This is a genomic window from Bradyrhizobium sp. CB82, from assembly GCF_029714405.1.
In the GTDB taxonomy this organism is placed as follows: Bacteria; Pseudomonadota; Alphaproteobacteria; order Rhizobiales; family Xanthobacteraceae; genus Bradyrhizobium.
The window spans coordinates 3,200,331-3,222,607 of record NZ_CP121650.1; the positions used below are offsets into that span (position 1 = coordinate 3,200,331).

Genomic DNA, 22,277 nt, shown 5'->3' on the forward strand with positions numbered 1-22,277 from the left:
CGATGAGATGAGGATGAATCGTCATCGCGCTTTAGGTGGTTGTTCGCGCATGATCTCCGCGCAAACGCGTTCCGCGTTTGTCGCGAGGGAAAACCGCTTCGCACTTTTCCGGATCATGCTTTAGGTTTCTGGGCTATCGAGGTGCCAGGTCCAGCGCCTGCCGACGCGCGGCCGTCCAGATGTCGCTGTCCACCCTTGGATTCTGGACCTCGGGATAAGGCCGATAGCTTTTCTCCACAACCTCGAGCGAAGAGCCGGGAAGCAGGATGGCGGACCTGTAGGCCTCATACGACCACGTCAGCCACAGCCAGAAAATTATGGATGTCGTCGCCAAGCGCGACCGCATCGACTGCCCGAGTTCGCAACAAGAAACGACCAGGAGGATACCGTAAGCGAAGGCGGGAAGCGCAAGGTGACGGTCACGCGCGTAAGAGTATGAAAACAACGTGCCGCCGAGAATCGTAAGCACCAAAATCACCAACCACACGGGAACATCCCGTCTTTTGATCCGCATAGCTAGTCCGATGGCGATCAGGACAGTTGAGGCGGTATGCAACAGCATGTGATAGGTCACGTGCGAGATGATGATGCCCCATTGGGTTGCGCGAAACAGCAGCGCCGCGAGCTGCGCGGTCACATTATAGACGTAGAGCCTGTAGACGGCATGCCCGGGAAACAGGCTCATTCGCTGCTCGTGAGTCAGATAATCGAAGAAGTATCCGACCGACTCGTTGACCCCGCCGGCCCCGATGGATGGGCCGAGCACGAGGGCGCGCAAGAGCAGATAGCCCGCCGTTATGCCGCCAAACACAAGCGCCGCCCTGATCGGCGCGGTGCGCAGGAAATAGAGATAGAAGATCGCGAGTGCGAGACCGTTCTCTTTCGATAGCACTGCAACCGCAAAGGCCAGCGCGCAGAGCACAAGCTTGGTGTTGATGGACTGCTCGGACAAAATCGTGGTCAGGGCGGCCGCAAAGCAGATCAAGATGATGACGTGCGGCAGCTCGCTGATCCAAATGAGGGAGCCAGGCAGGAAGGGAGATCCAAGCGTAAAGGTTACCAGCAGGAGGGAAGATTCCCAGGGCAGGCGAAGTTGCCGAACAACGACAAAGCCGAGCCACATCAGCAAGAGGAACGCGGCGAATTGCACCCAGCGATAGGGTGCGAGTTCCATGCCGAACAGAAGGTACAGACTCTTCAGAAAGATTTCCGCCACCGGCCGGTAGAACGGGCTCTGCAGGATCCAGGCGGGCGAAAGCGGGAGTTCCCAAAAACTCTGCTTTCGCAGCTTGGTGAACCAAATGAGATCGTCGTTCGGCTCGAAGGGCTGCTTGAGCATGACGTAAAAGAGCAACCCGGCGAGCAAGACGGTTCCGATCGCCATGACGGTGAGCAGGGCTGCGCGAGGTTCGATCCGCCCAGTCCAGCCTTGCAGCTCGATCCGCTCATCCACGGTCTTTTCACTCATTGTTTCGACCTAGGGGCATGGAGGTATCCTCGGGATGCGGGATCGGCAGCGGGGCCGCCACTGCATTACCAAAGGCGATCGGTGCGGTCGATTTGTTTTCGGCTGCGGGGGCGCGGCTATCATCGATTGCTGCAGCATGGCGCCTGACAGACGCCCCCGATCGCCGCGGTCTCTCGCTCCACGCGAATGGCGCGGTCGCCCGATGCGCCAAGCCACTGGCCGATGGTCCGAAAAAAGCCCGGCGGCTCTCGGATGGCAACCAGGCTGGCCGTTTCGATCTGGCCGTTCGAGGTAAAGCCGCCGAACCCATATTGCGGATCGGAGCGATGGCTCTCGCAAAGTGCGGCGAGGGCGGTGATCACGGGCGGAACGGCAGATTTGGCGTAGTCGTTCGTCGCGGGGTCAAGAACTTCCCGGTTAGAGATCGCAAGGTTCGGGCCGCTCTTTCCTGCGTTGACCAGGAAGGAAAGTTCGTAGAACGGGAAGAAGCGGCCGAACGCGCGGTACTCCCTGTCCGCCTCCACGACCAGCATCATCGTCCCCGGAGGCGAGGGATTCTGCGTGAACTCTTCGAGCAGCATGTGGGTCTCGCGCGCGTCCGCGAGCAGCCGTTGCGTGAAGGACAAGTCGAGCAGCAGAAACCCCGCCGCGATTGCCGCGGCTGCCCGCCATAAGAACCGCGGGGGCATGATCAACCGCAATACAGCAACGATGACGAATCCGCTCACCATCAACAGCGTCGTCTGGTGGCGCGTTTCCCATAATCCGGTAAAGCGAGGCGGCTGACCGACCATCACGTAGGGGAATAGCGCGCAAATGATGAGCGCTCCTGCGGCGGCGAGCGTCACGGCCGTGACGATCCAGCGCGGCCTGTCCAGATGATCGCCCTTTGTCGCCAGGGGCAGCCGCCAGAGCCATGCCAATGCGGCGAAGGCCGTGATTGCCATTGCAGCCGCGACTACAAGCTCCGGCAGGTCGCCCCGCGTGGGCAGAAGCGTGCCGGCATCCCTGAACTGGTCGATGAAGGCGACGGCTGTTTGCTTGAGCGCGGCCGGAATGCTCATCCTGAACTTGTTGTAGTTCGCGTAGAGACCGCTGGTCGGCTCGAGCAGCTGCTTTGCCGGCCAATAGACAAGGGGCAGCAAGAGGAGTTCGCCCCTGCCGGCCACGCCCCACAGCATCGCGCTGATGCGCTGATCGAGCGGAGAGGAATGCTCCGTTTCCCGCCAAGCCGCGAGCGCGACGATCGCAGGGGCAACCCATGCCAGCACAAGAAACGAGTTGGTCGAAAAGGCCATCGTCAGAAGAACGACGATCGCGACTCGTTGCGGGATCGAGGAGCGGTTCAGATCGCGCAGCAAAAGCACGAGCCCAAGCGCGAAAAACAGGCTTGAGAACGCGTATGGGATGGTCGACAGAATGAAGCGCGCCTGGTTGAGCGGCGCCAGGGCGGTCAACAGCGCAGCCCAGAATGCACTCGCCGCCGACCATTGGGTGACCCGTCTGATGATGTTGTAGATTAGTGGCGGCAGGGCGCACCACAGTACCAGCGCGGCAATGATCCAGACGCGCGGCTGTGCCAGGTCCGCAAAGGGGGCGGCCAACACAAATTGTTCGCGGCGCCCCATCTGCTTGAAGAACTCCCAGAACGTGCCGAGTTCGGAATACGCCAGCAAAACCCAGTCATCCCAGAGCGCCTGGTTGATCAGGATGATCGGCCCCCAGGCGGCAAGGACGGCAAGTACCAGCAAAGCCTGGTATTTGACGTCACAATCTGCAGCTTTCATGCTCATGGAATCAGTCACGCTGGCTTTCGGCGCTCGTGGGCAGTCGGACGCGGCCGCCTCTACCACACGCTCCTGCCGCCATCCATGACCAGGTTCTGTCCGGTCATGTAGCTCGACGCGTCCGAGCAGAGGAACTGCACGGCGGCGCGGTATTCGTCGACGTCGGCCATGCGGCCCATCGGGATCAGCCGCGTGAGCCGCTCGACGAAAGCGGGATCCTGGTTATTGAAGACGCCGCCGGGCGAGATCGCATTGACGCGGACGCCGTGGTCTGCCCAGTACGTCGCAAGGTATTTCGTCAACCCGATCAGGCCGTGCTTGATCACGGAGTAGGTCACGGGCTTGACCGGCTGTTCCTCCTCGCGCGTGACACCGGGCTGGCGATAGAGCCGTTGGTCCGGCGCGATCACGCCGAGATCGGAGGCAATGTTGAGGATCACGCCTCCGCCGCGCCTGGCCATCTCGCCGCCGAACATCTGGGCGCACAGCATCGCGCCGGTGAGGCCGACGGCGATTTCGGTTTGCCATTGCGGCACCGGAAATGCCTCGAAGCGTGAGGAGTGCATGACGCCGGGCGCCGACGTCACCTTCGGATCGATCGCGGCGTTGTTGACCAGGATGCCGACGGCGATGCCGCGGCTCGCGAGCTGTTCGTGCGCGGCACGCACCGAGTCCTGTGACGTGACGTTGATCTCAAGCGCAATCAGATCGGCCTCGGGCATGGCCTGCTTCAGTGCCGCGATGGCGGCTTCAGCCTGCGCCAGGCCGACGTCGGTGACGACCACGCGAGCGCCTGCTTCCGCGAGTGCTGCGACATGCTGCTTGCCGAGCAGTCCACCAGCACCGGTCACGAGCGCCGTTCGTCCGGTCAGGTCGTAGCGGGAGGAGGGGCTTGCCATGAAAATGCTCCTGTTCAGCTCCGCAACTGGCCGCCATCGGCTACCATCACGCTGCCGGTGATGAAGGAGGCGCGGGGCGAGGCGAGGAAGGCAACGAGGTCTGCGATCTCCTCAGGTCTGCCGAGGCGGCGCAGCGCCACCTCGCGTTGGAGCATGTCGTCGACCGCCTGCCTGTTCTCGGCCATCCTGCGGGCCCAGGTGCCGTCAACCGCCAGTATGTTGCCGGGCGCCACCGCATTGATGCGGATGCCTTCGAGGCCGAGCGGCCGCGCAAGTCCACGCACCGTCGCGTTCAGTGCAGCCTTCGCGGCATAATAGGTAACGGGCGCCCCGATCGCGGCCATTCCCGCGATCGATGAAATGCAGATGATGGCGCGATCGCCGCTGCCGCGGGCCATCAGCGGACGCGCGGCTTCGATCATGTTGGTCGCTGCGAACAGATTGAGGTCCATCATCCGCGACCATTCCGCCGCTGTTTCCTTGCCGGGCGGGACGGAAGCGCCACTGCCGACATTGCAGACGAGGATGTCGATCTGGCCCCATTGCTTTTCGACATCCTGCACCAGTGCGCTCGCGGCCCCCGGGTCGGTGACGTCTGCGACATGAGCCGAAGTGCTGCCGGTGATCGTCGCGCGCGCCGCATGCAACGCTTCCGCCCCGCGCGCGGCAAGCGCGACTCTTGCCCCCTCGAACGCGAGCGTCGTCGCAATCGCAAGCCCGATTCCCCGGCTGGCGCCGGTGACGAGCGCGACGCGGTTCTCGAGCTCGAGCTTCATCGCGCGGCGTCCTCGATCCAGCCCACGGTCATGTCGCGATACCTGGCGAGCGCGCCGGCGTGATCGCCGTCGGCCGCGCGTGCGGTCTGGAGAATATACTGTCCCTTGTAGCCGGAGCGCTCGATGAGCCGGATCGTCTTGGCGAGGTCTGCGTTGCCGGTGCCGAGCGGCACGGTGGTGCCGCCGCGAATGCGATCCTTCACATGGACGTTGAGGATGCGTGGCGCGTAGGCCTCGATCTCCTCGTCGCTGTCATAACCGAGTGAGGCGCTGTTGCCGCTGTCGTAGTTGATGCCGAACGTTTCGGCTGGAAAGGCCTGCATGAACCGGGCGAGCTCGCGCGGCGGCAGATCGGATTCGAAGATGATCTTGACGTTCTGCCGTGCGAGCGCCTCGCGGCGGGCGAGCAGCACCCGCTTGAGCGTATCGCTCTCGCTCTCGCGCTCGATCCTGCCGTTGTCGACCAGCGGAATCACGACGAATTCGATGCCGAGCCGGCTGCAGGCGGCGAGCAGGAGGTCGAGGTCGGCAACAAGCGCGTCGCGTACCACGGCGTCGACCTTCCAGAACGGTGCCTGCATGAAGCAGTCGCCGGTCAGGCTCGGGATGCGCATGCCGTTGGCGCGCGACAGCGCGATGATCTCGTTCTGCCCCTGCGTGGTCATCAACGGATTTTCGCGCAGCCGCTCCTGGTCGATGGTCCATTCCATCCGCGTCAGGCCGAGAGCTTTCGCGCGCGAAAATTCCTCGCGCCATTCATTCCAGGGAAATGCCTGGATCTTGCCGTCGACGAGCGCCGACAGCCTGCCTTGCATGAAGCCGATGCGTTCGAGTGTTGCGGTCACGGTTGTCTGTCCAAACTGGTGGCGAGGCCTTTGGCGGTCCAGCCGCCGTCGACGAAGATTTCCTGGCCGGTCACATAGGCCGACGCTGGCGATGCCAGAAACACGGCCGCGCCGACCATGTCGGCGGGTTGGCCCCAGCGCCCGAGCATGGTGTGGCGGCGCCGGTCTTCATGCATCGCCGGATCGGCGAAGCTCTTTGCGGTCATCTCGGTCGCGACATAGCCGGGCGCCAGCGCATTGACGCGGATGCCGTCGGCAGCGAAGTCGGCGGCAAGCGCCCGCGTCAGCCCGGCGAGGCCCGCTTTCGCAGCGACGTAGCCGGGATTGCCCGGGAAGCCGCGCACTGAATTGATGCTGGTGACGTTGATGATCGAGCCGCCGGCCGTCTTCATCAGCGGATGGGCGGCGAGGATGGTTGCATAGACGCCGGTGAGATCGGTCGCGACCGTACTGCGGAAGCGCGCGAGCTCGCTCTCGGCGCTTTGGGCGGGAAGGCTGATGCCGGCCGCGTTGACCAGCACGTCAAGCCGCCCGTGCTGCGCGCTGACAATGGCAACCGCACGCGCGATCGCGGCATCGTCGGAGAGATCGCAGGCGATCGGCGTCACGCCCTGTGGCGCGGTGCCGGAACGGCTGAGCCCAAAGACCTCGGCGCCGCCATCCTTCAGGCCTGCCGCAATCGCAGCCCCGATACCGCGCGAGGCGCCGGTGACGACCGCGATCTTGCCGGCAAGCGAGAAGGCGCCGAGGTCAGGCATAGCCGTAAGCCTGTATGATCGCGGCGCAGAGCTTGACGTCCTCGGGGCGGTCGATCTGGAACATCTTGTGACGCTCCATCACGTGAAAGCCGATCTTGCCGCCCAGGCGATTGCTCTGCTCGCGCAGGAGTGAGGGGATCAGGACGTAGAACGAGCCGTTTTCGAGATAGCGCTTCTCGATCTGCTGCCGCATGCGGCGATTGCGGAAGTCGTAGTTGATCGGCTCTGGTCCGTCCGCGCCGATCCGCCAGTTGAAATAGTCCTCGACCTCGCAGACCGAGAGCAGGCTGTCGAGCTTTTCCCGCTCGAAGGTGTCGAGCGCTTGTTCGATATCGCGGGGCTCGCGGATCGGAGAGGTCGCTTGGAGCGCGACGATGCGCTCGAAGCGGCCCATGCGCTCGTCGATCGCGTCGAGCGCGTGCAGCCAGGCGGATTCGGACGAGGCGAGATCGCCGGAGATGTCGTCCGGGCGGCGCACGCCGACGGCGCCGGCGGCTTCGGCTGCGGCCAAAATCTTGTCGCTGTCGGAGGACACCGCGACCACGTCGACGCCGCGCGCCGCGCGCGCCTGCTCGACCGTCCAGGCGATCAGCGGCTTGCCGCAGAGATCGAGCAGGTTCTTGTGCGGAATGCCCTTGGAGCCGCCGCGCGCGGCGATCACGGCCAGCGTCTTGCGCGCCATCAGATGTGCCCCTCGAGCCGCTCGAGCGCCGTCCAGAAGCCTTCGCCCATGTTCTTGTGGCCCTGCCAGATTTCCGGAATGAAGGATGCGCTGGGCGCGTGCTTGCGCAACACCTCGCCGACTTCATCGAAATCGATCTCGCCTTCGCCGACCTGAAGGCCTTCGCCGTCCAGCCCCTTGGCGTCGCCGAAATGCAGATGCGCGGTGTGCGGGCCGAGCTGTGCCAGGCCTTGCGCGAAGTCGAAGCCGAAGTGATTGGCGGCGAGCTTGGTGTGGGAGATGTCGACGCACATCCGCAAGTCATGCTTGGCGCAGAATGCGGCGGACTCTTCCGGGAAGATGAAGATGTTCTGGTGGCGCTGTCCGCCGAAGTGCCATGGGAACGGCGCCATGGTCTGGGGCGTCAGCTCGACGCCGTCCATATCGAGCTCCTTCAGGCTTCGCGCAAAGATGCGGTAGCGTTCGGCTTTCTCTTCCGGCGGCAGCGGCTCGTCCATGGTGAAGCCGCCGATATTGGCGACGATCGGCGGGCGCTTCGTCTTCGGGAAGAATTTCTTCAGGCCGCGGGTGATGTCGATCACCGCCTGTGTCTGCTCGAGCGAGTAGCGCCGCAGCGTCTCGTCGGGCGTCGCGAGATCCATCAGCTTGGAGCCGGCGAACAGCTCCGGCGCGTGCACGACGAAGCCGAGATCGTAGGTGCCGGACAGATAGGCCGCCGGATCGCGCTCCATATCGCTATAGCTGAGGTGGAACTCGATGATGTCAGGCTCGCAGATTTCGAGGAAGCGCTCCGTGTCGTGATAGCGCACCGGGACGCCCCACGGGCGGTCGAAGCGGTAGCGCCGCGCTTTCGCGGCGCCCTCGTCGAGGTCGCTCTGAAAGAAATAATCGTCTGCTGCCATTTGCCGCTTGAGGACCTTGCCGATCAGTGCCGGCATTTTCAGCGGCGACAGGCCCTGGCCCGGGCTCTTCACGGCGATGTCGTCGTCGGAGATGACCGTGCCGGGCGAGATGTCGCGCGCAGCGACGAGGCTCTTGGCGAGGTTCTCGCGATTGATCAATTCGCCCTGGCTCAGCGCACGCTCGGCGAGCTTTTCGCCTCGTGCCGCTTCCACCTCGCGGATGCCTGCGACGAGCGCCTTGAATTCTTCCGGCTCCAGGCTCGCAGCATGGTCCGGGCCTTCCATCTCGCGGTCGAGCGTGATGTGGCGCTCGATCACGACGGCGCCGAGTGCCACTGCTGCCGTCGACACCGCGGTGCCGCGTTCGTGGCCGGAGTATCCCACGATCGGATGGATTTCGCGCAGCGTCTGCATGAAGCGCAGATGGATGTTGTGAAGCGCCGCCGGGTAGGTGCTCTGGCAATGCAGGAGCACATAGCTCGCCTTGCGCTCGTCGAGGAATTTTGCCGCGGTCTTGATTTCGTCCGTCGTGCTCATGCCGGTCGAGACGATCAGCGTCTTGCCGGTGGCGATCAGCTTGGCGAGCAGTGGAAGGTTGGTGAGGTCGGCGGAGGCGACCTTGTAGGCCGCAACGCCAAAACCTTCGAGCACCGCGACGCTTCTGGCGTCCCAGGGCGTGCAGAGATATTGAATGCCCTTCGAGGAGCAATAGTCGGCGATCTTCTTCTGCTGCTCCGTCGTCAACTCGAACCGGCGGAGCAGATCGAGCGTGTATTCGACGGCGAGGTCATCATCCTTTCCGGACAGCGAGGAAGCGCGATAGACCTCGTCGAGCTTGCGCATCTGGAACTTGGCGCAATCTGCCCCGGCAGCGACCGCAGCATCGACCAGCGCGATGGCGCGGTCGAAATCGCCGTTGTGGTTGTTGCCGATCTCGGCGATCACGTAACAGGGCTCGCCATCGCCGACCAGGCGGTCGCCGATGCGGATCGGGGCGGTCTTATGGGGCGAAGTCATCGACAATCTCGTCTCACTCGTCGGCCGGCTGGGCCGGGAAGCGCGATTTCCAGGTCCTGAGGCCGTTCTCCTCGAACATGATGCGCGCACAGCGCAGGCCCTTCTGCTCCAGCGCGGAGATCAGCGGGTAGCGCTCGAACGGGCGCACGAAAAACATGAAATAGCCGCCGCCGCCGGCGCCAAGCAGTTTTCCGCCGACCGCGCCGTGCGACTTGGCGAAGTCATAGATATCGTCGAGCTCGTCCGAGGAGATCTTGGAGCTAAACTTGCGCTTGGCGTGCCAGGCCTCGTCGATCAGCCGGCCGCATTCGAGAAGCCGGCCGCGCAGGAGATGCTTGCGTATCTCGCGCGTCACCTCCTTCTGCTTGGCGGCGGCGGCGACCGCGTCCGAGGTCTCGTGCTGCGCCTTCTGGTCGCGGTGGATCGCGCCGGAGTCATGCCCTGCGCCGGTGTAGCAGAGCACCAGACTCTCCTCGAGCTCGGCGATGATGTTGGGGTCGAGGCGCAGCGGCACGATGGTATTCTGGTCGGAGGAGAACTCCATGTGATTGAAGCCGCCGAACACGGTGGCATATTGATCCTGCCAGCCGCCGGGGATGTTGAGCATCAGCCGCTCGGCCTGGAATGCCATCTCCGCGATCTCGTGGCGGTCCCATTGATCGCTGCGGAATTCGTTGAAGCAGCCGATGATGGCGGAGGACACCACGGCCGAGCCGCCGAGCCCGGAGCCGACCGGGAAGTCGGCGGAGACCTCGAGCTCGAACCCGTAAGTAGGCTTGATCAGGCGGATCACCGATCTGATCAAGGCGAGATCGCCGCCCGCGCCGAGCTCGGCGAGACTGTTTGCCTCGACCGTGCAGCGGAAGTCGTGCGAGTAGATCCAGATCCGGGCGTCGCTGCGTCGCCTGAGCGTCGCATGGGCGTACATCTTGATCGTGGCATTGATGACCGCGCCGCCGTCGTTCGCCACGAAGTAGTGGGTGAGGTCCGTGCCGCCGCCGGAAAAGCTGATACGCACTGGAGAGCGGGCACGTGCGAACACCTCGCTCTCTTCCGACAGGTTGAACAGCTCGCGGCTGAACACGTCGACCAGCCGGCCCTCGGCGTCGAGGATCGGGACCACGTGGACACGCTGATCGAGCAGTTTGAGGATTTGCTCGCGCGGTCCGCCGGCGCGCGCCCAGACGAACTTGCGATTGACGCAGGCTGCGACGCTGTCGTGGATGGTGATGCCGGTCAACATCCGCCTGCGGATGTCGCCGTCGGTCACCGCGCCGACGATCCGCCCGCCGGCATCCTGCGCAAAGAGGATGCCGAGCATGTTGGCATTGAGGCGCCGGAAGGCTTCCTCAATCGTCTCGGTCTCGGCGATGGTGACGAGTGTTCGCTCAAGCACGTCAATAGGGTCCGGAAAAGGCCGATTTCCGCGGCGGCAACGAGGGCGTGGATCAACCTGCTAATACGGTAGCCCTTGGGGCGATGCAAGGTTCCCGGTCCGACGGTCCCAGATACATGATCCGGCTCGCAAAATCGCTGCGGTGACATGCCGGGGAAGGTGCGAATCTGGAATGCTCGATTTGGAGCGCAAATTGCTTTGCAATGCCATCACGATCGAAGGTGACTGCAGGGCTCACAAGCCAAACGGCGGCCTGTAGGGCCGCACTGCCGGCCAACATGGCAAGAAGTTCGCGCGGCGACCAAGTCATTGATGCGCGGCGTGCGACGGGGAATGCGGGCTTGGAGGTATTGTGGCTCCGGCAATCCGCCAACCAGCAACATCGCTTTTCTGGCCGCAATTTTCACATGTGAGGTCGCCGTGGACGATAAAGCGCGCCCGTGACGCGCTTTTGGGGGAAGCTGCACTGGCGCAATGCGGACAAGCTAACGGGAGTTTGCGCGTTCGCCACCGCTGGAAAATCATTGAAAACACAGTCTAACCTCTAAGGACAACATTATCGCAACGAGAAATCGGGGTCAAACGAGTAGTACTCCACAGGAATACAAAGATCAAAAATCCGAAATTTCAAATGGCGTGCCCGGTCCAATCGCCTCAAACGGGGACTGAAGCGCGATGAGATTGGGGTCGCGCTTTGTTTGAGCATGATCTCCGCGCAAACGCGTTCCGCGTTTGTCGCGAGGGAAAACCGCTGCGCACTTTTCCGGATCACGCTCGAGCACCGCTCGCGAGGTGGACGTGTCCTGTGGCGGACTTGATCCGAGTGGTCCGAATCGTCGTGATCTCCCGCTGGTTGCCCTGTTCGCTTGCACGCCAGCGTGAGCTGGCCGTCGAGCCCGGCGATGGGCTCGCGGCATAGCCACTAGCCTAGCGCTCGTCGGCAATCACCTTGCCGTCGTTCGGCAGCGCGCCCGGGCTCACCAGCTCGACATTGCCACCAAGCTTCGTCACCGCGCGCAACGTGGTGGCGATCTCCTCGCGGAGCGCCTCGTTCAATCCCGCCGTCTCGGCCATCAACGTCATCGAATCCGTCTCGTGCTCGCGGGTGACGACGAGGCGCAGGCGCCCGAGTGCGGGATGGCGCTTGCCGATCTCGGCGATCTGCTCGGGGCGGACGAACATGCCCTTGACCTTGGTGGTCTGGTCGGCGCGACCCATCCAGCCCTTGATACGCATGTTGGTGCGACCGCAGGAGCTCCTGCCCGGCAGCGCCGCGGTGAGGTCGCCGAGCGCAAGTCTGATCCAGGGATGATGCGGGTCGAGCGAGGTCACCACGATCTCGCCGACGTCTCCCGGCGCAACGGGATCGCCGGTGCCTGGCTTGACGATCTCCATGATCAGGTCCTCGTTGACGACCATGCCTTCGCGCGCCTCGCTCTCGAAGGCGATGAGACCGAGATCGGCGGTGCCGAACGCCTGGTAGGCGTCGATGCCGCGCGCCTTGATCTCGGCCTGGAGCGAGGGCGGAAACGCGGCGCCCGAGACCAGCGCGCGCTTGATCGAGGCGGCATCGCGCCCCGCGCTCGCGGCGGCGTCGAGCAGGATCTTCAGAAAGTCCGGCGTGCCGCTATAGCCGATCGGCCGGTAGGCCTCGATCAGTTCGAACTGCGCTTCCGTGTTGCCTGGGCCCGCAGGGATCACCGCGCAACCCAGCGCTCGCGCGGAGGCGTCGAAAATGAAGCCGCCGGGGGTCAGATGGTAGCCGAATGTGTTGAGCACGACGTCCCCGGGCCGAAAACCCGCGGCGAACAATGCTCGCGCCCCGCGCCAGGGGTCGGCCTGGGTTCCCTCCGGTTCGAAGATCGGTCCGGGCGAGGTGAAGAGTCGTGCGAATGCCCCGGGCGGAAGTGCCACGAAGCCGCCGAAGGGCAGGGAGGCCTTGTGCAGGGCCGGCAGTTCCGACTTGCGCAGCACGGGCAGCCGCGCCAGCGCCGCCCGTGAGGTCACGGAAGCCGGCTCGAAGCCCTTCAGGCGCTCGGCATAGGCCGGAGCGGCCATGGCATGGTGCAGGATGCCCGGCAGGCGCGAGAACAGATCGGCCTCGCGCTCGTCAGGCGCGCGCGTCTCAAGGGCGTCGTAATGGGCGGTCATGGCTGGTCCTCAACTGGTTCGCATCCGTTGCGCCGCCTCGCGCGCGTCGCTATCAGGGCGGCAACCGGAGCTGGAGAAGATGGAATGGCCAACGAACAGGGGATCACGACGGACGAGGCCGCCGATGTCGTCGCCAGATTGAAGCAGCGGATGATCGGCGAGGCGCTGCCGTTGTGGTCGGGCGAGGGCTGGGATGCCGCTTCGGGCGGCTTCATCGACCGTCTGCACAAGGATGGCTCGGCGGATCGTGCGGCGCCGCGCCGGGTTTTCGTGCAGGCCCGCCAGATCTACTGCTACGCCAAGGCGGCGCAGATGGGCTGGTATCCGGATGGCCGTGCGATCGCAGTGAAGGGCCTCGAATACATGCTGGCGCGTGCCAAGGCGCCGGACGGCCGTCCCGGCTATGTGCACCGGCTGACGCCGGAGGGTACCGTGCTGGACGGCAAGCGCGACGCCTACGACCACGCCTTCATCCTGCTCGCACTTGCGACCGTCTACGCGCTGGACAAGGACGCGCAAATTCGCGCCGAGATCGACGCGCTGCTCGCCTTTATCGACGCGCATCTGCGCTCGCCACATGGCGGCGTTCACGAGAGCCTGCCGACGGCGATGCCGCGCCGGCAGAATCCGCACATGCATTTGTTCGAGTCGATGATCGCGTGCTTTGATGCGACGCACGATCTGTCGTTCCAGAATCGCGCCGGCGAGTTCTTCGCGTTGTTTCTGGCCAATCTCTACGACAAGCAGAAGCGCGTGCTCGGCGAATATTTCGAGGAGGACTGGTCGAAGATCGAGCCGGCCAGCGTCGAGCCCGGGCACCAGGCCGAATGGGTCTGGCTTCTGAAAGGGTTCGAGCGCATCACTGGCTGCCCGACGGGGCGCTATCGCGGCGAATTGCTTGAGACGGCGGTGCGCAGTTACGATACCGCCACCGGCTGCCTCATCGACGAAGCCGACGTCGACGGCAACATCCGTCGGCATTCGCGGCGGCTGTGGCCGCAGACCGAGATCGCGAAAGCGTGGATCGCGCAAGCCGAATCGGGCGAGCCGGGCGCAGCGGACAAGGCGCGCGCGGCGCTGGTTCGGCTTGAACGGCACTATCTCAGCCATCCCGTGAGGGGCGGCTGGTACGATCAATTCGACCGCGAAGGCAAGTCGCTGGTCGAGACCATTCCTGCGTCGTCGTTCTATCATGTTCTCTGCGCGGTGACGGAAGCCGAGCAAGTGCTGGCCTAGGAGGCTTGGTTCTGATTCCAGAACCAAGCCTGATTTGTTTTGACGCGTTTTCTTCACGCGAACCGGTTTCCACTTTGCTCGAAAACGCTATGGATGCTCACAGCCAGCGCTTGCGCCGCTTGAAGCTCTTGAGGTTCTTGAAGCTCTTGCGTTGGTCGCCGGCGCCACCGAGGTAGAACTCCTTGACGTCCTCGTTGTCGCGCAGCTCGTCGGCGGTGCCGTCGAGCACGACCTTGCCCTGCTCCATGATGTAGCCATGGCTCGCAACCGAGAGCGCGGCGCGCGCATTCTGCTCGACCAGCAGGATGGTGACACCGAGGTCGCGATTGATCTTCTTGATGATCGCGAACACTTCCTTCACGAGCAGCGGCGACAGCCCCATCGACGGCTCGTCCATCAAGATCATCTTCGGGCGCGCCATCAGCGCGCGACCGATCGCGAGCATCTGCTGTTCGCCGCCGGACAGATATCCGGCGAGGCCCGTGCGCTCCTTCAGACGCGGGAAATAGTTGAAGACCATGGCGAGATCGGCATCGACTTCGCGGTCGCTGCGGGTGAAGGCGCCGAGCTTGAGGTTCTCCAGCGACGTCATGTCGGCCACGATGCGTCGGCCCTCCATCACCTGGAAGATGCCGCGGCGGACGATCTTGTCGGGATCGATGCCGTTGATGCGGTCGCCGTCGAACATGATCTCGCCGCGCGTGACCTCACCGTCTTCGGTTTTGAGCAGGCCGGAGATCGCCTTCAGCGTCGTCGATTTGCCGGCGCCATTGGCGCCCAGCAGCGCCACGATCGCACCCTTGGGTACCTCGAGGCTCAAGCCCCGCAGCACCAGGATCACGTCGTCGTAGACGACCTCGATGTTGCGCACGCTGAGCAGCGGCGGCGTGGGAACGACGCTCGGGGAGGGGCGCTCGATATGAGCCACGTCACTCATGGTCAGTTACTCTCTCGATGTCGTGACCCGCGAAGGCGGGTGACCCAGTATTCCAGAGACGCCTGAGGTTCCCTGAGAAGCGGCGGCGTACTGGATCCCCCACCTGCGCGGGGGATGACAGTTGTATGTGGGGTAATGATCGGCTCACCACCCGAACCATTCCCGCTTACGCGGCAGCTCGACGGTCTTCACCTTCTCGAGCTTGATCGCGCCCTTGGCCATGAGGTCGTTGAGGTCGCCGTCGGTCGCACCGGTCACCTTGGCGCGATAGAGGTCGACCTTCATTGTGCCGCGGTGATCCTTCTCGGTGTAGGTCGAGGGGTTGCAGACGCCCTCCATGCCTGCCGGCACCCAGTCCTTCTTCTGGTAGTAGCCCTTGGCGACGTTCTCGCCGGTCGCGCCCCCGTTCTTGACGGCCCAGTCCAGCGCCTCCCTCATGTACATCGCCGAACACACGGCTGCGACGTAATGCACGGGGCGATACACCTTGCCGGTCGGATCCGACATCTTCGAGATTTCCATCACCGTTTTCATGCCGGGCGCGTCGCCGCCCCAACTGACCGCGGTGCGCAAGGGGAAGATTACGCCGTCGGCGGCATCGCCTGCGGTCTTGGCGGCGTTCTCGTCCATGCCCCAGACATTGCCCAGGAACTGGATGTCGAGGCCGGCCGACTTGCAGGCCTTCATCACCGAGATGTTGGAGGCCGCGGTGTTGCCGAGATAGGCGTAGTTGGCGCCCGAGGACTTCAGGCTGAGGCACTGGGCGCTGTAGTCGCCCGGCGTCAGCGCGAACACCAACGGCGGCAGCACCTCGAAGCCGAGCTCCTGCGCCAGCGCCTCGCCGGCGGCCTTCGGCGCGTTCGGGTAGGGGTGGTTCGCGCCCATATGGACGAACTTCGGCTTGCCGCTCTTGCCCTTGGCTTTCCAATCTTCAGCCGCCCACATCAGCATCGCGCGCAGCGCATCCGAATAGGTCGGACCGTAGAAGAAATTATAGGGCGCGGCCTTCGCCTTGCCGCTGGTGCCTTCGGGATCGGTCAGCGCGGCGGCATAGGAGCCCGACATGTCGGGGATCTTGTCCTGCGCGAGGAAGCCGGTCAGTGCCTCGGTGTCGGCGGTGCCCCAGCCCATGATCGCTGCGACCTTGGTGTCGGGCGCCGACCACTTCTTGTACAGCGCGATCGCGCGCGGCACCTGATAACCGTAATCATTGGTATCGAGTTTGAGCTGCTTGCCGCCGATGCCGCCGCTCTTGTTGATCCACGCAAACGTGTCGGCGACCGCCTGGCCGTAAGGCGTGCCGACGTCGGACGTGCCGCCGGAATAATCGGCGAGGTGACCGATCGCGATCTGCGCCCGCGCGCTGGCCGAAAAGGCTGCGATCGCAAGCGCGAGCGACGCGGTGCTCAAAAAGGATTTCGTCTTCATCGGTTGGTTCCTCCTGTTATCGTTTCCGTCCAATTGCCCGCGCTCAATGCGAGAACGGGTAGAGTTTCCAGTAGGCCTTGATCTGCCGCCAGCGATGCGCGAGCCCATCCGGCTCGAACATCAGGAACGCGATGATGATGAGGCCGATCGCGATCTCGCGCAGGAACGTAATGTTGGTGTTGAGCGACAGCGCATGATCGATCGCGCCGCCCTTCAGATGCAGGCTGAGCCACTCCATCGATTCCGGCAGCAGCACCACGAAGGCGGTGCCCATCAGCGTACCCATGATCGAACCGGTGCCGCCGATGATGATCATGGCGAGGAACAGAATCGATCGCTCGATGCCGAAACCCTCCTGCGAGACGACCTGCTGGTAGTGCGCATAGAGCGCACCGGCAATGCCGGCGAAGAAGGCGGCGAGCGCAAACGACAGCGTGCGGTATTTCGTCAGGTTGATGCCCATGATCTCCGCGGAGAGATAGTGGTCGCGGATCGCGACCAGCGCGCGGCCGTCGCGCGTGCGCATCAGATTGGTGACGAGGATGTAGCTCGCGAGCACGTAGGCGAGCACGACGTAGAAATATTGCTTATCGCCACGCAGCGTATAGCCGAAGATCGAGAACGGTTCGGCGCTGGCCGGCACCGAACCGCCGGAGAACCATTCGGCGCGCGAGAAGAAGTCGAGCAGGATGTATTGCGCCGCGAGCGTCGCGATGACGAGATAGAGCCCCTTCAGCCGCGCCGCCGGAATGCCGAAGATCAGACCAACGAGCGCGGTGACGATGCCGGCGAGCGGGATCGCGAAGAACACCGGGATCGGCGCGTTGTTGGAGATATAGGCCGAGGTGAAGGCGCCCAGCAGGAAGAAGGCGGCGTGGCCGATCGAGATCTGGCCGGTGAAGCCGACCAGGATGTTGAGGCCAAGTGCCGCGATCGAGAAGATGCCGATCTGGATCAGGATGCTGAGCCAGTAGCCGCCGAAGAATTGCGGTGCGAGGCAGAGCAGGAGCACGCCGGCGATCGCAAAGTTGCGGCTGGTCCTGGTCGGGAAGATCGTGGTGTCGGCCGCGTAGGTCGTGCGGAAATCACCAGCAGGGATGAGGGCAGGGCCGGCCATGGTCAAATCCGCTCGATGTCGTGGGTGCCGAACAGGCCGTAAGGCTTGATCATCAGCACGATGATCAGGACGTAGAAGGGCGCGATCTCGTAGAGATTGCCCCAGTGCAGATACTGGCTGTCGACATATTGCGCGAAGTTCTCGAGAAGTCCGATGATGATGCCGCCGAGCACGGCGCCACCGACCGAATCGAGCCCGCCGAGGATCGCCGCTGGAAACACCTTGATGCCGTAGGCGGCCAGCCCCGACGATACGCCGTTCACCACGGCGACGACGACGCCAGCGACTGCCGACACCGTCGCCGAGATCGCCCAGGCCATCGCGAACACGCTTTTCACGGAAATGCCGAGCGACTGCGCCACTTGCTGATTGAACGCGGTCGCTCGCATCGCAAGGCCATATTTCGAGGCGCGGAAGAACCAGGCCATGCCGATCATCATTGCGACCGACACGACGAGGCTCATGATATAGACGGTCTGGATCTGAAGCCCGAACAGGTTCAACGACTGGCTCTCGAACACGCGCGGGAAGGGCTGCGGGTTGACGCCGAACATCCACTTCAGCGCGGCCTGGAACACGGTGGAGAGACCGATCGTCACCATGATCACCGAGATGATCGGCTCACCGATCATCGGCCTGAGGATCAGCACCTGGATCGCGATTCCGAAGACGAACATGAAGACGAGTGTCATCGGCATGCCGATCCAGAACGGCACCTGGTATTTTGCCAGCAGCGCCCAGCACACCCAGGCGCCGACCAGCAGCAATTCACCTTGCGCGAAGTTGACGACCTGCGTTGCCTTGTAGATCAGCACAAACGACATCGCGACGACGCCATAGAGCGTGCCGACCACGAGGCCGTTGACCAGGAGCTGTATGAGGAATGCGGTGTTCATGTCGAGGCCTGCGCAGAATGCAGAAGCGGTGGCGGTGCACCCTCTCCCCTTGTGGGAGAGGGTGGCTTCGCGAAGCGAAGACGGGTGAGGGGTTGTCTCGGCGGTGACGATGCGGAGAGAGAACCCCTCACCCGAGTGGGGGTATGGCCGATGGCGGAGATGCCCTCTCCCACAAGGGGAGGGGGCACAGCAACGCGCACTGCGCTCATTGCTCGGAGAGTGCTCACTCCGCCGCCTCCGCCAAGTGGCCGCGCCCGCCCAGGTCGACCACGCGCAGCGTGGTGCGGACGCGCTGGGTGGTGCCGTCCTGGAAGCGGATCACGGTGTCGACGGGGATGTTGGCATCGCCACGGTAGATGGCGTCGATGATATCGGCGTATTTCTCGTTGATGACGCCGCGGCGTACCTTTCGGGTGCGGGTCAGTTCGCCGTCGTCGGCGTCGAGCTCCTTGTAGAGCAGGAGGAAGCGTGAGATGCGCTGCGCCGGAGGCAAGGTCGCGTTGACCGTCACGACCTCCTTCTGAAGCAGCTCATACACCTCGGGCCGCGAGGCGAGGTCGCTATAGGTCGTGAAGGAGAGGCGGTTTTTCTCCGCCCATTTCGAGATGATGGAGTAGCGGATGCAGATCATGGTCGCGAGTGCGTCGCGTCCCGCGCCGAGCACCACGGCTTCCGCGATATAGGGCGAGAATTTCAGCTTGTTCTCGATGAATTGCGGCGAGAAGCGCTCGCCGCGCGAGGTCTCCGCGAGGTCCTTGATGCGGTCGATGACGACGAGCTGCCCATGAGCGTTGAAGTAGCCGGCATCGCCCGAGAACATCCAGCCATCCCGGATATCGGCGACGCTCGCCTCGGGGTTCTTGTAGTACCCTAGGAACATGTTGGGATGCCGCACCACGATCTCGCCGACGCCATGAATATCGGCATTGTCGATGCGGATCTCGATATCGTCGGCCATCGGCACGCCGGTGGTGTCGGGGTCGACCTTGCCTTCCGGGTGCAGCGTATAGGCCCCGAGCAGCTCGGTCTGGCCGTAAAGCGTGCGCAGCGGCACGCCCATCGCCTGGAAGAACTTGAAGGTGTCCGGCCCAAGCGCCGCGCCACCTGTCGCTGCCGAGCGCAGCCGCGTGAAGCCGAGGCGGTCGCGCAACGCGCGGAACAGGATCATGTCGGCGAGGCCCGAATGCTTGCCTTGCGCGAGCGCAGCCAGCCCGGTCTTCATGCCGAGATCGAACAGCCGCTGCTTGAACGGCGTCGCATCCATCACCTTCGCACGGACATCGGCAGCGATCGACTCCCATACTCTCGGGGCAAAGAGCACAAACGTCGGCGCAATCTCGCGCAGATCGTTCATCATTGTGTCGGGCTCTTCGACGAAATTGATCTTCATCCGGCAGAGCAAACCTTTGCCGAGCGCATAGACCTGTTCCATGATCCACGGCAGCGGCAGCACCGAGACGTATTCATCTTCCGGCCCCTTCGGATCGAAAGCGAGATAGGTCGCGCAATGGCCGAGCACACGGCCGGCGGCGAGCATCGCGAGCTTGGGATGCGAAGTGGTGCCCGACGTCGTGCAGAGGATCGCGACGTCCTCGCCCTTGGTTGCGTCTACCAGCTTGTCGTACAGCTCCGGCTCGTGTGCCGCGCGCGCACGGCCGAGCTCGGCGAGCTTTTCGGCCGGCATCAGGCGCGGATCGTCATATTTCCGCATGCCGCGCGGATCGGAATAGATGATGTGCTTCAGTTTCGGCACGCGGTCCGCAAGCCCCAAAAGCTTGTCGACCTGCTCCTCGTCCTCGGCGAAGACGAGCTGCGCCTCGCCATAGTTGAGGAGATAGCAGGCCTCCTCATCCAGCACGTCGCGGTACAGCCCGAGGCTCAAGCCGCCGATCGCGTGCGTCGCCACTTCCGCCGCGACCCAGTCCGGCCGGTTGTCGCCGATGATGCCGATGACATCGCCACGCCCAAGGCCGAGCTCGACGAGGCCGAGTGCGAAATCGCGCACCCGCTTCTGGTAGTCGCTCCAGGTGAAGAGACGCCAGAGCCCAAAATCCTTCTCGCGCAGGGCGACTTCGCTGCCGTGCTCCGTCGCATTCAGCCGCAGCAGTTTCGGATAGGTGTCGGCCTGCGCGACGCGCCCCGCATAATCCATCATGCCGCGCACTCCGGGGCAGCGGGCTTGTCGTCGGGATCGACCAGCACCTCGTCCTCCTCGCCGAGATAGGCGCGCTTGACGTGGGGATCGGCCAGCACCGCGGCCGGATCGCCCTCGGCGATCTTGCGGCCGAAGTCCAGCACCATCACGCGATGGGAAATATCCATCACCACGCCCATGTCGTGCTCGATCATCACCACCGTCATCCCGAACTCCTCGTTGAGGTCGACGATGTAGCGGGCCATGTCCTCCTTCTCCTCGAAGTTCATGCCGGCCATCGGCTCGTCGAGGAGAATGAGCCGCGGCTCCAGCGCCATGGCGCGCGCAAGCTCGACGCGCTTGCGCAGGCCATAGGGCAGGGTGCCGGCTTGCGCTTTTCGAACCGATTGCAGGTCGAGGAAGTCGATGATCTCCTCGACCTTGCGGCGGTGCGCGAGTTCCTCCTTGCGTGCGCCGGTCAGCCAGTACAGCGAGCCCGTGATGAAATTGTTCTTCAAGAGGTGATGGCGGCCGACCATGATGTTGTCGAGCACGCTCATATGGTGGAACAGCGCGAGATTCTGGAAGGTGCGGCCGATGCCGAGCGAGGCGCGGGCGTTCGGCGTCAATCCGGTGATGTCGCGGTCCCGATAGAGGAGCTGGCCTTCGGTCGGCTTGTAGCGACCGGAAATACAGTTCACGATCGAGGTCTTGCCGGCGCCGTTGGGGCCGATGATCGAGAACAGCTCGCCGTCCTTGATGGAAAAGCTGACGTCGGTCAGCGCGCGGACACCGCCGAACCGCAAGGACACGCCGCGCACTTCAAGACTGGTTGCCACCAATAATTCCCTCCCCGGCGACGGCGCTTTGGCGCTCTTTCGTCCACTTCCTTGGGCCGATCCTATATCGGCCGTTCGGACGAAACCATGCAGCCGATGGTCCCGTCCCGATCACGCGACGCGGCGTTGTCCCCATTGGGAACAAAAGCCGCATCGCGCGAGGTGGTCCTCAATAGGGTAAAGCGCTATTTTGAAATGTCTTGTGCCTGACAATTCGTGGGCAAAGTTTTTCGCGGGGCTGGTCCTGCTTCTTTCGGCGCAGGGCAGATGCTTGTTGCGGTGCAGCAATCGGGCGGGGTGACGTTACGGTGCGGTTGGCTTCGGGATCATGATTTCAGAGGATCAATTGAAGCGCATCGCCGCCTGGTCGCGCGAGCTCACGATACGTGAGATCGGGGTCGCCCGTGCCGGGATCATCGAAAAATCCTACGTCAACGGCGAGACGGTCTTCATGCGCGGCGACAAGTTCGACTATTGGGCCGGCGTGGTCAGTGGGCTCGCGCGGATGGGCGGGGTCTCGCGCGATGGCAAGGAGACGAGTTTGGCGGGGCTCACCGCGGGGGCCTGGTTCGGTGAGGGCAGCGTGCTCAAGAACGAGCCGCGGCGCTACGACGTGGTCGCGCTCCGCGACAGCCGCCTGGCGCTGATGGAGCGCAGTGCCTTCCTCTGGCTGTTCGAGAATAGCGTCGGCTTCAACCGCTTCCTGGTGCGCCAGCTCAACGAGCGGCTCGGCCAGTTCATCGGCATGCTCGAGGTGAACCGCACGCTGGACGCCACCGCACGCCTTGCCCGCAGCATCGCCTCGCTGTTCAACCCGATCCTCTATCCGGATTCCAAAACGCATCTGGAGATCACGCAGGAGGAGATCGGCGCACTCTCGGGTATGTCGCGGCAGAATGCGAACCGCGCGCTGAACCGGCTCGAGAGGGAGGGGCTGCTGCGGCTCGAATATGGCGGCGTCACGATCCTCGATGTCGAGCGGCTGCGCGGGTATGGGGATTAGGGCTTG

At 63.7% G+C, this 22,277-nt stretch carries 18 protein-coding genes; 2 read left to right on the forward strand and 16 right to left on the reverse strand.

The genetic code is table 11. The annotated features are described in order from the left end of the window. Window positions 1-133: 133 nt before the first annotated feature. The 10 genes from QA640_RS15335 to QA640_RS15380 all read right to left on the reverse strand — a co-directional run bounded on the left by QA640_RS15335 (window position 134) and on the right by QA640_RS15380 (window position 12,681). Window positions 134-1,468 (reverse strand): hypothetical protein, encoded by a 1,335-nt coding sequence (locus tag QA640_RS15335; protein WP_283041443.1) that lies wholly within the window; start codon window positions 1,466-1,468, stop codon window positions 134-136. A 119-nt stretch (window positions 1,469-1,587) separates the two neighbouring features. Further along, window positions 1,588-3,261 (reverse strand): hypothetical protein, encoded by a 1,674-nt coding sequence (locus QA640_RS15340; protein ID WP_283041444.1) that lies wholly within the window; start codon window positions 3,259-3,261, stop codon window positions 1,588-1,590. Window positions 3,262-3,314: 53 nt separating this feature from the next. Then, the gene (locus QA640_RS15345; RefSeq protein WP_283041445.1) at window positions 3,315-4,154 is read right to left on the reverse strand and encodes an SDR family oxidoreductase; all 840 of its coding nucleotides are present in this window, start codon (window positions 4,152-4,154) and stop codon (window positions 3,315-3,317) included. A gap of 14 nt (window positions 4,155-4,168) precedes the next feature. Further along, window positions 4,169-4,930, reverse strand: coding sequence for an SDR family NAD(P)-dependent oxidoreductase (locus QA640_RS15350; RefSeq protein ID WP_283041446.1), 762 nt, complete (start codon window positions 4,928-4,930; stop codon window positions 4,169-4,171). Next, entirely contained in the window at window positions 4,927-5,775 is an 849-nt protein-coding gene (locus QA640_RS15355; protein ID WP_283041447.1) for a TIM barrel protein, read from the reverse strand. The genes QA640_RS15350 and QA640_RS15355 overlap by 4 nt, the downstream gene beginning before the upstream one ends. Continuing rightward, window positions 5,772-6,533: an SDR family oxidoreductase gene (locus QA640_RS15360; protein WP_283041448.1), complete on the reverse strand. Its 762-nt coding sequence runs from the start codon at window positions 6,531-6,533 to the stop codon at window positions 5,772-5,774. The genes QA640_RS15355 and QA640_RS15360 overlap by 4 nt, the downstream gene beginning before the upstream one ends. Beyond that, a complete protein-coding gene (locus QA640_RS15365; RefSeq protein ID WP_283041449.1) occupies window positions 6,526-7,215 on the reverse strand; it encodes an acylneuraminate cytidylyltransferase family protein in 690 nt (229 codons plus the stop codon). Before QA640_RS15365 ends, QA640_RS15360 begins: the two co-directional genes overlap by 8 nt. Beyond that, the gene (locus QA640_RS15370; protein ID WP_283041450.1) at window positions 7,215-9,134 is read right to left on the reverse strand and encodes an N-acetylneuraminate synthase family protein; all 1,920 of its coding nucleotides are present in this window, start codon (window positions 9,132-9,134) and stop codon (window positions 7,215-7,217) included. Before QA640_RS15370 ends, QA640_RS15365 begins: the two co-directional genes overlap by 1 nt. A 13-nt stretch (window positions 9,135-9,147) precedes the next feature. Further along, on the reverse strand, window positions 9,148-10,530 hold the full coding sequence (locus QA640_RS15375; protein WP_283041451.1) for a CBS domain-containing protein: 1,383 nt from the start codon (window positions 10,528-10,530) through the stop codon (window positions 9,148-9,150). 927 nt (window positions 10,531-11,457) lie between these two features. Beyond that, window positions 11,458-12,681 (reverse strand): AMP-binding protein, encoded by a 1,224-nt coding sequence (locus tag QA640_RS15380; RefSeq protein WP_283041452.1) that lies wholly within the window; start codon window positions 12,679-12,681, stop codon window positions 11,458-11,460. Between the two features lie 84 nt (window positions 12,682-12,765). Here QA640_RS15380 and QA640_RS15385 point away from each other — a divergent pair, with 84 nt between their 5' ends. Continuing rightward, window positions 12,766-13,917 (forward strand): AGE family epimerase/isomerase, encoded by a 1,152-nt coding sequence (locus QA640_RS15385; protein WP_283041453.1) that lies wholly within the window; start codon window positions 12,766-12,768, stop codon window positions 13,915-13,917. 97 nt (window positions 13,918-14,014) lie between these two features. Here the strand turns inward: QA640_RS15385 and QA640_RS15390 are convergent, their stop codons facing one another. The 6 genes from QA640_RS15390 to QA640_RS15415 all read right to left on the reverse strand — a co-directional run bounded on the left by QA640_RS15390 (window position 14,015) and on the right by QA640_RS15415 (window position 21,268). Continuing rightward, window positions 14,015-14,854 carry an ABC transporter ATP-binding protein gene (locus QA640_RS15390; RefSeq protein WP_283041454.1) on the reverse strand — a complete coding sequence of 280 codons (840 nt, stop codon included), beginning with the start codon at window positions 14,852-14,854 and terminating at the stop codon, window positions 14,015-14,017. A gap of 144 nt (window positions 14,855-14,998) precedes the next feature. Continuing rightward, window positions 14,999-16,282 (reverse strand): ABC transporter substrate-binding protein, encoded by a 1,284-nt coding sequence (locus tag QA640_RS15395; RefSeq protein WP_283041455.1) that lies wholly within the window; start codon window positions 16,280-16,282, stop codon window positions 14,999-15,001. A gap of 43 nt (window positions 16,283-16,325) precedes the next feature. Then, on the reverse strand, window positions 16,326-17,399 hold the full coding sequence (locus QA640_RS15400; protein ID WP_283041456.1) for a branched-chain amino acid ABC transporter permease: 1,074 nt from the start codon (window positions 17,397-17,399) through the stop codon (window positions 16,326-16,328). Window positions 17,400-17,401: 2 nt separating this feature from the next. Continuing rightward, window positions 17,402-18,295, reverse strand: coding sequence for a branched-chain amino acid ABC transporter permease (locus QA640_RS15405; protein ID WP_283041457.1), 894 nt, complete (start codon window positions 18,293-18,295; stop codon window positions 17,402-17,404). Window positions 18,296-18,518: 223 nt separating this feature from the next. After that, window positions 18,519-20,450 carry a long-chain fatty acid--CoA ligase gene (locus QA640_RS15410; RefSeq protein ID WP_283041458.1) on the reverse strand — a complete coding sequence of 644 codons (1,932 nt, stop codon included), beginning with the start codon at window positions 20,448-20,450 and terminating at the stop codon, window positions 18,519-18,521. Further along, window positions 20,447-21,268, reverse strand: a complete 822-nt coding sequence (locus tag QA640_RS15415; RefSeq protein WP_283041459.1) for an ABC transporter ATP-binding protein — start codon at window positions 21,266-21,268, stop codon at window positions 20,447-20,449. Before QA640_RS15415 ends, QA640_RS15410 begins: the two co-directional genes overlap by 4 nt. A gap of 328 nt (window positions 21,269-21,596) precedes the next feature. On the opposite strand from QA640_RS15415, the gene QA640_RS15420 reads away from it, so the two are divergent. Beyond that, a complete protein-coding gene (locus tag QA640_RS15420) occupies window positions 21,597-22,271 on the forward strand; it encodes a Crp/Fnr family transcriptional regulator (protein ID WP_283041460.1) in 675 nt (224 codons plus the stop codon). Window positions 22,272-22,277 lie beyond the last annotated feature (6 nt).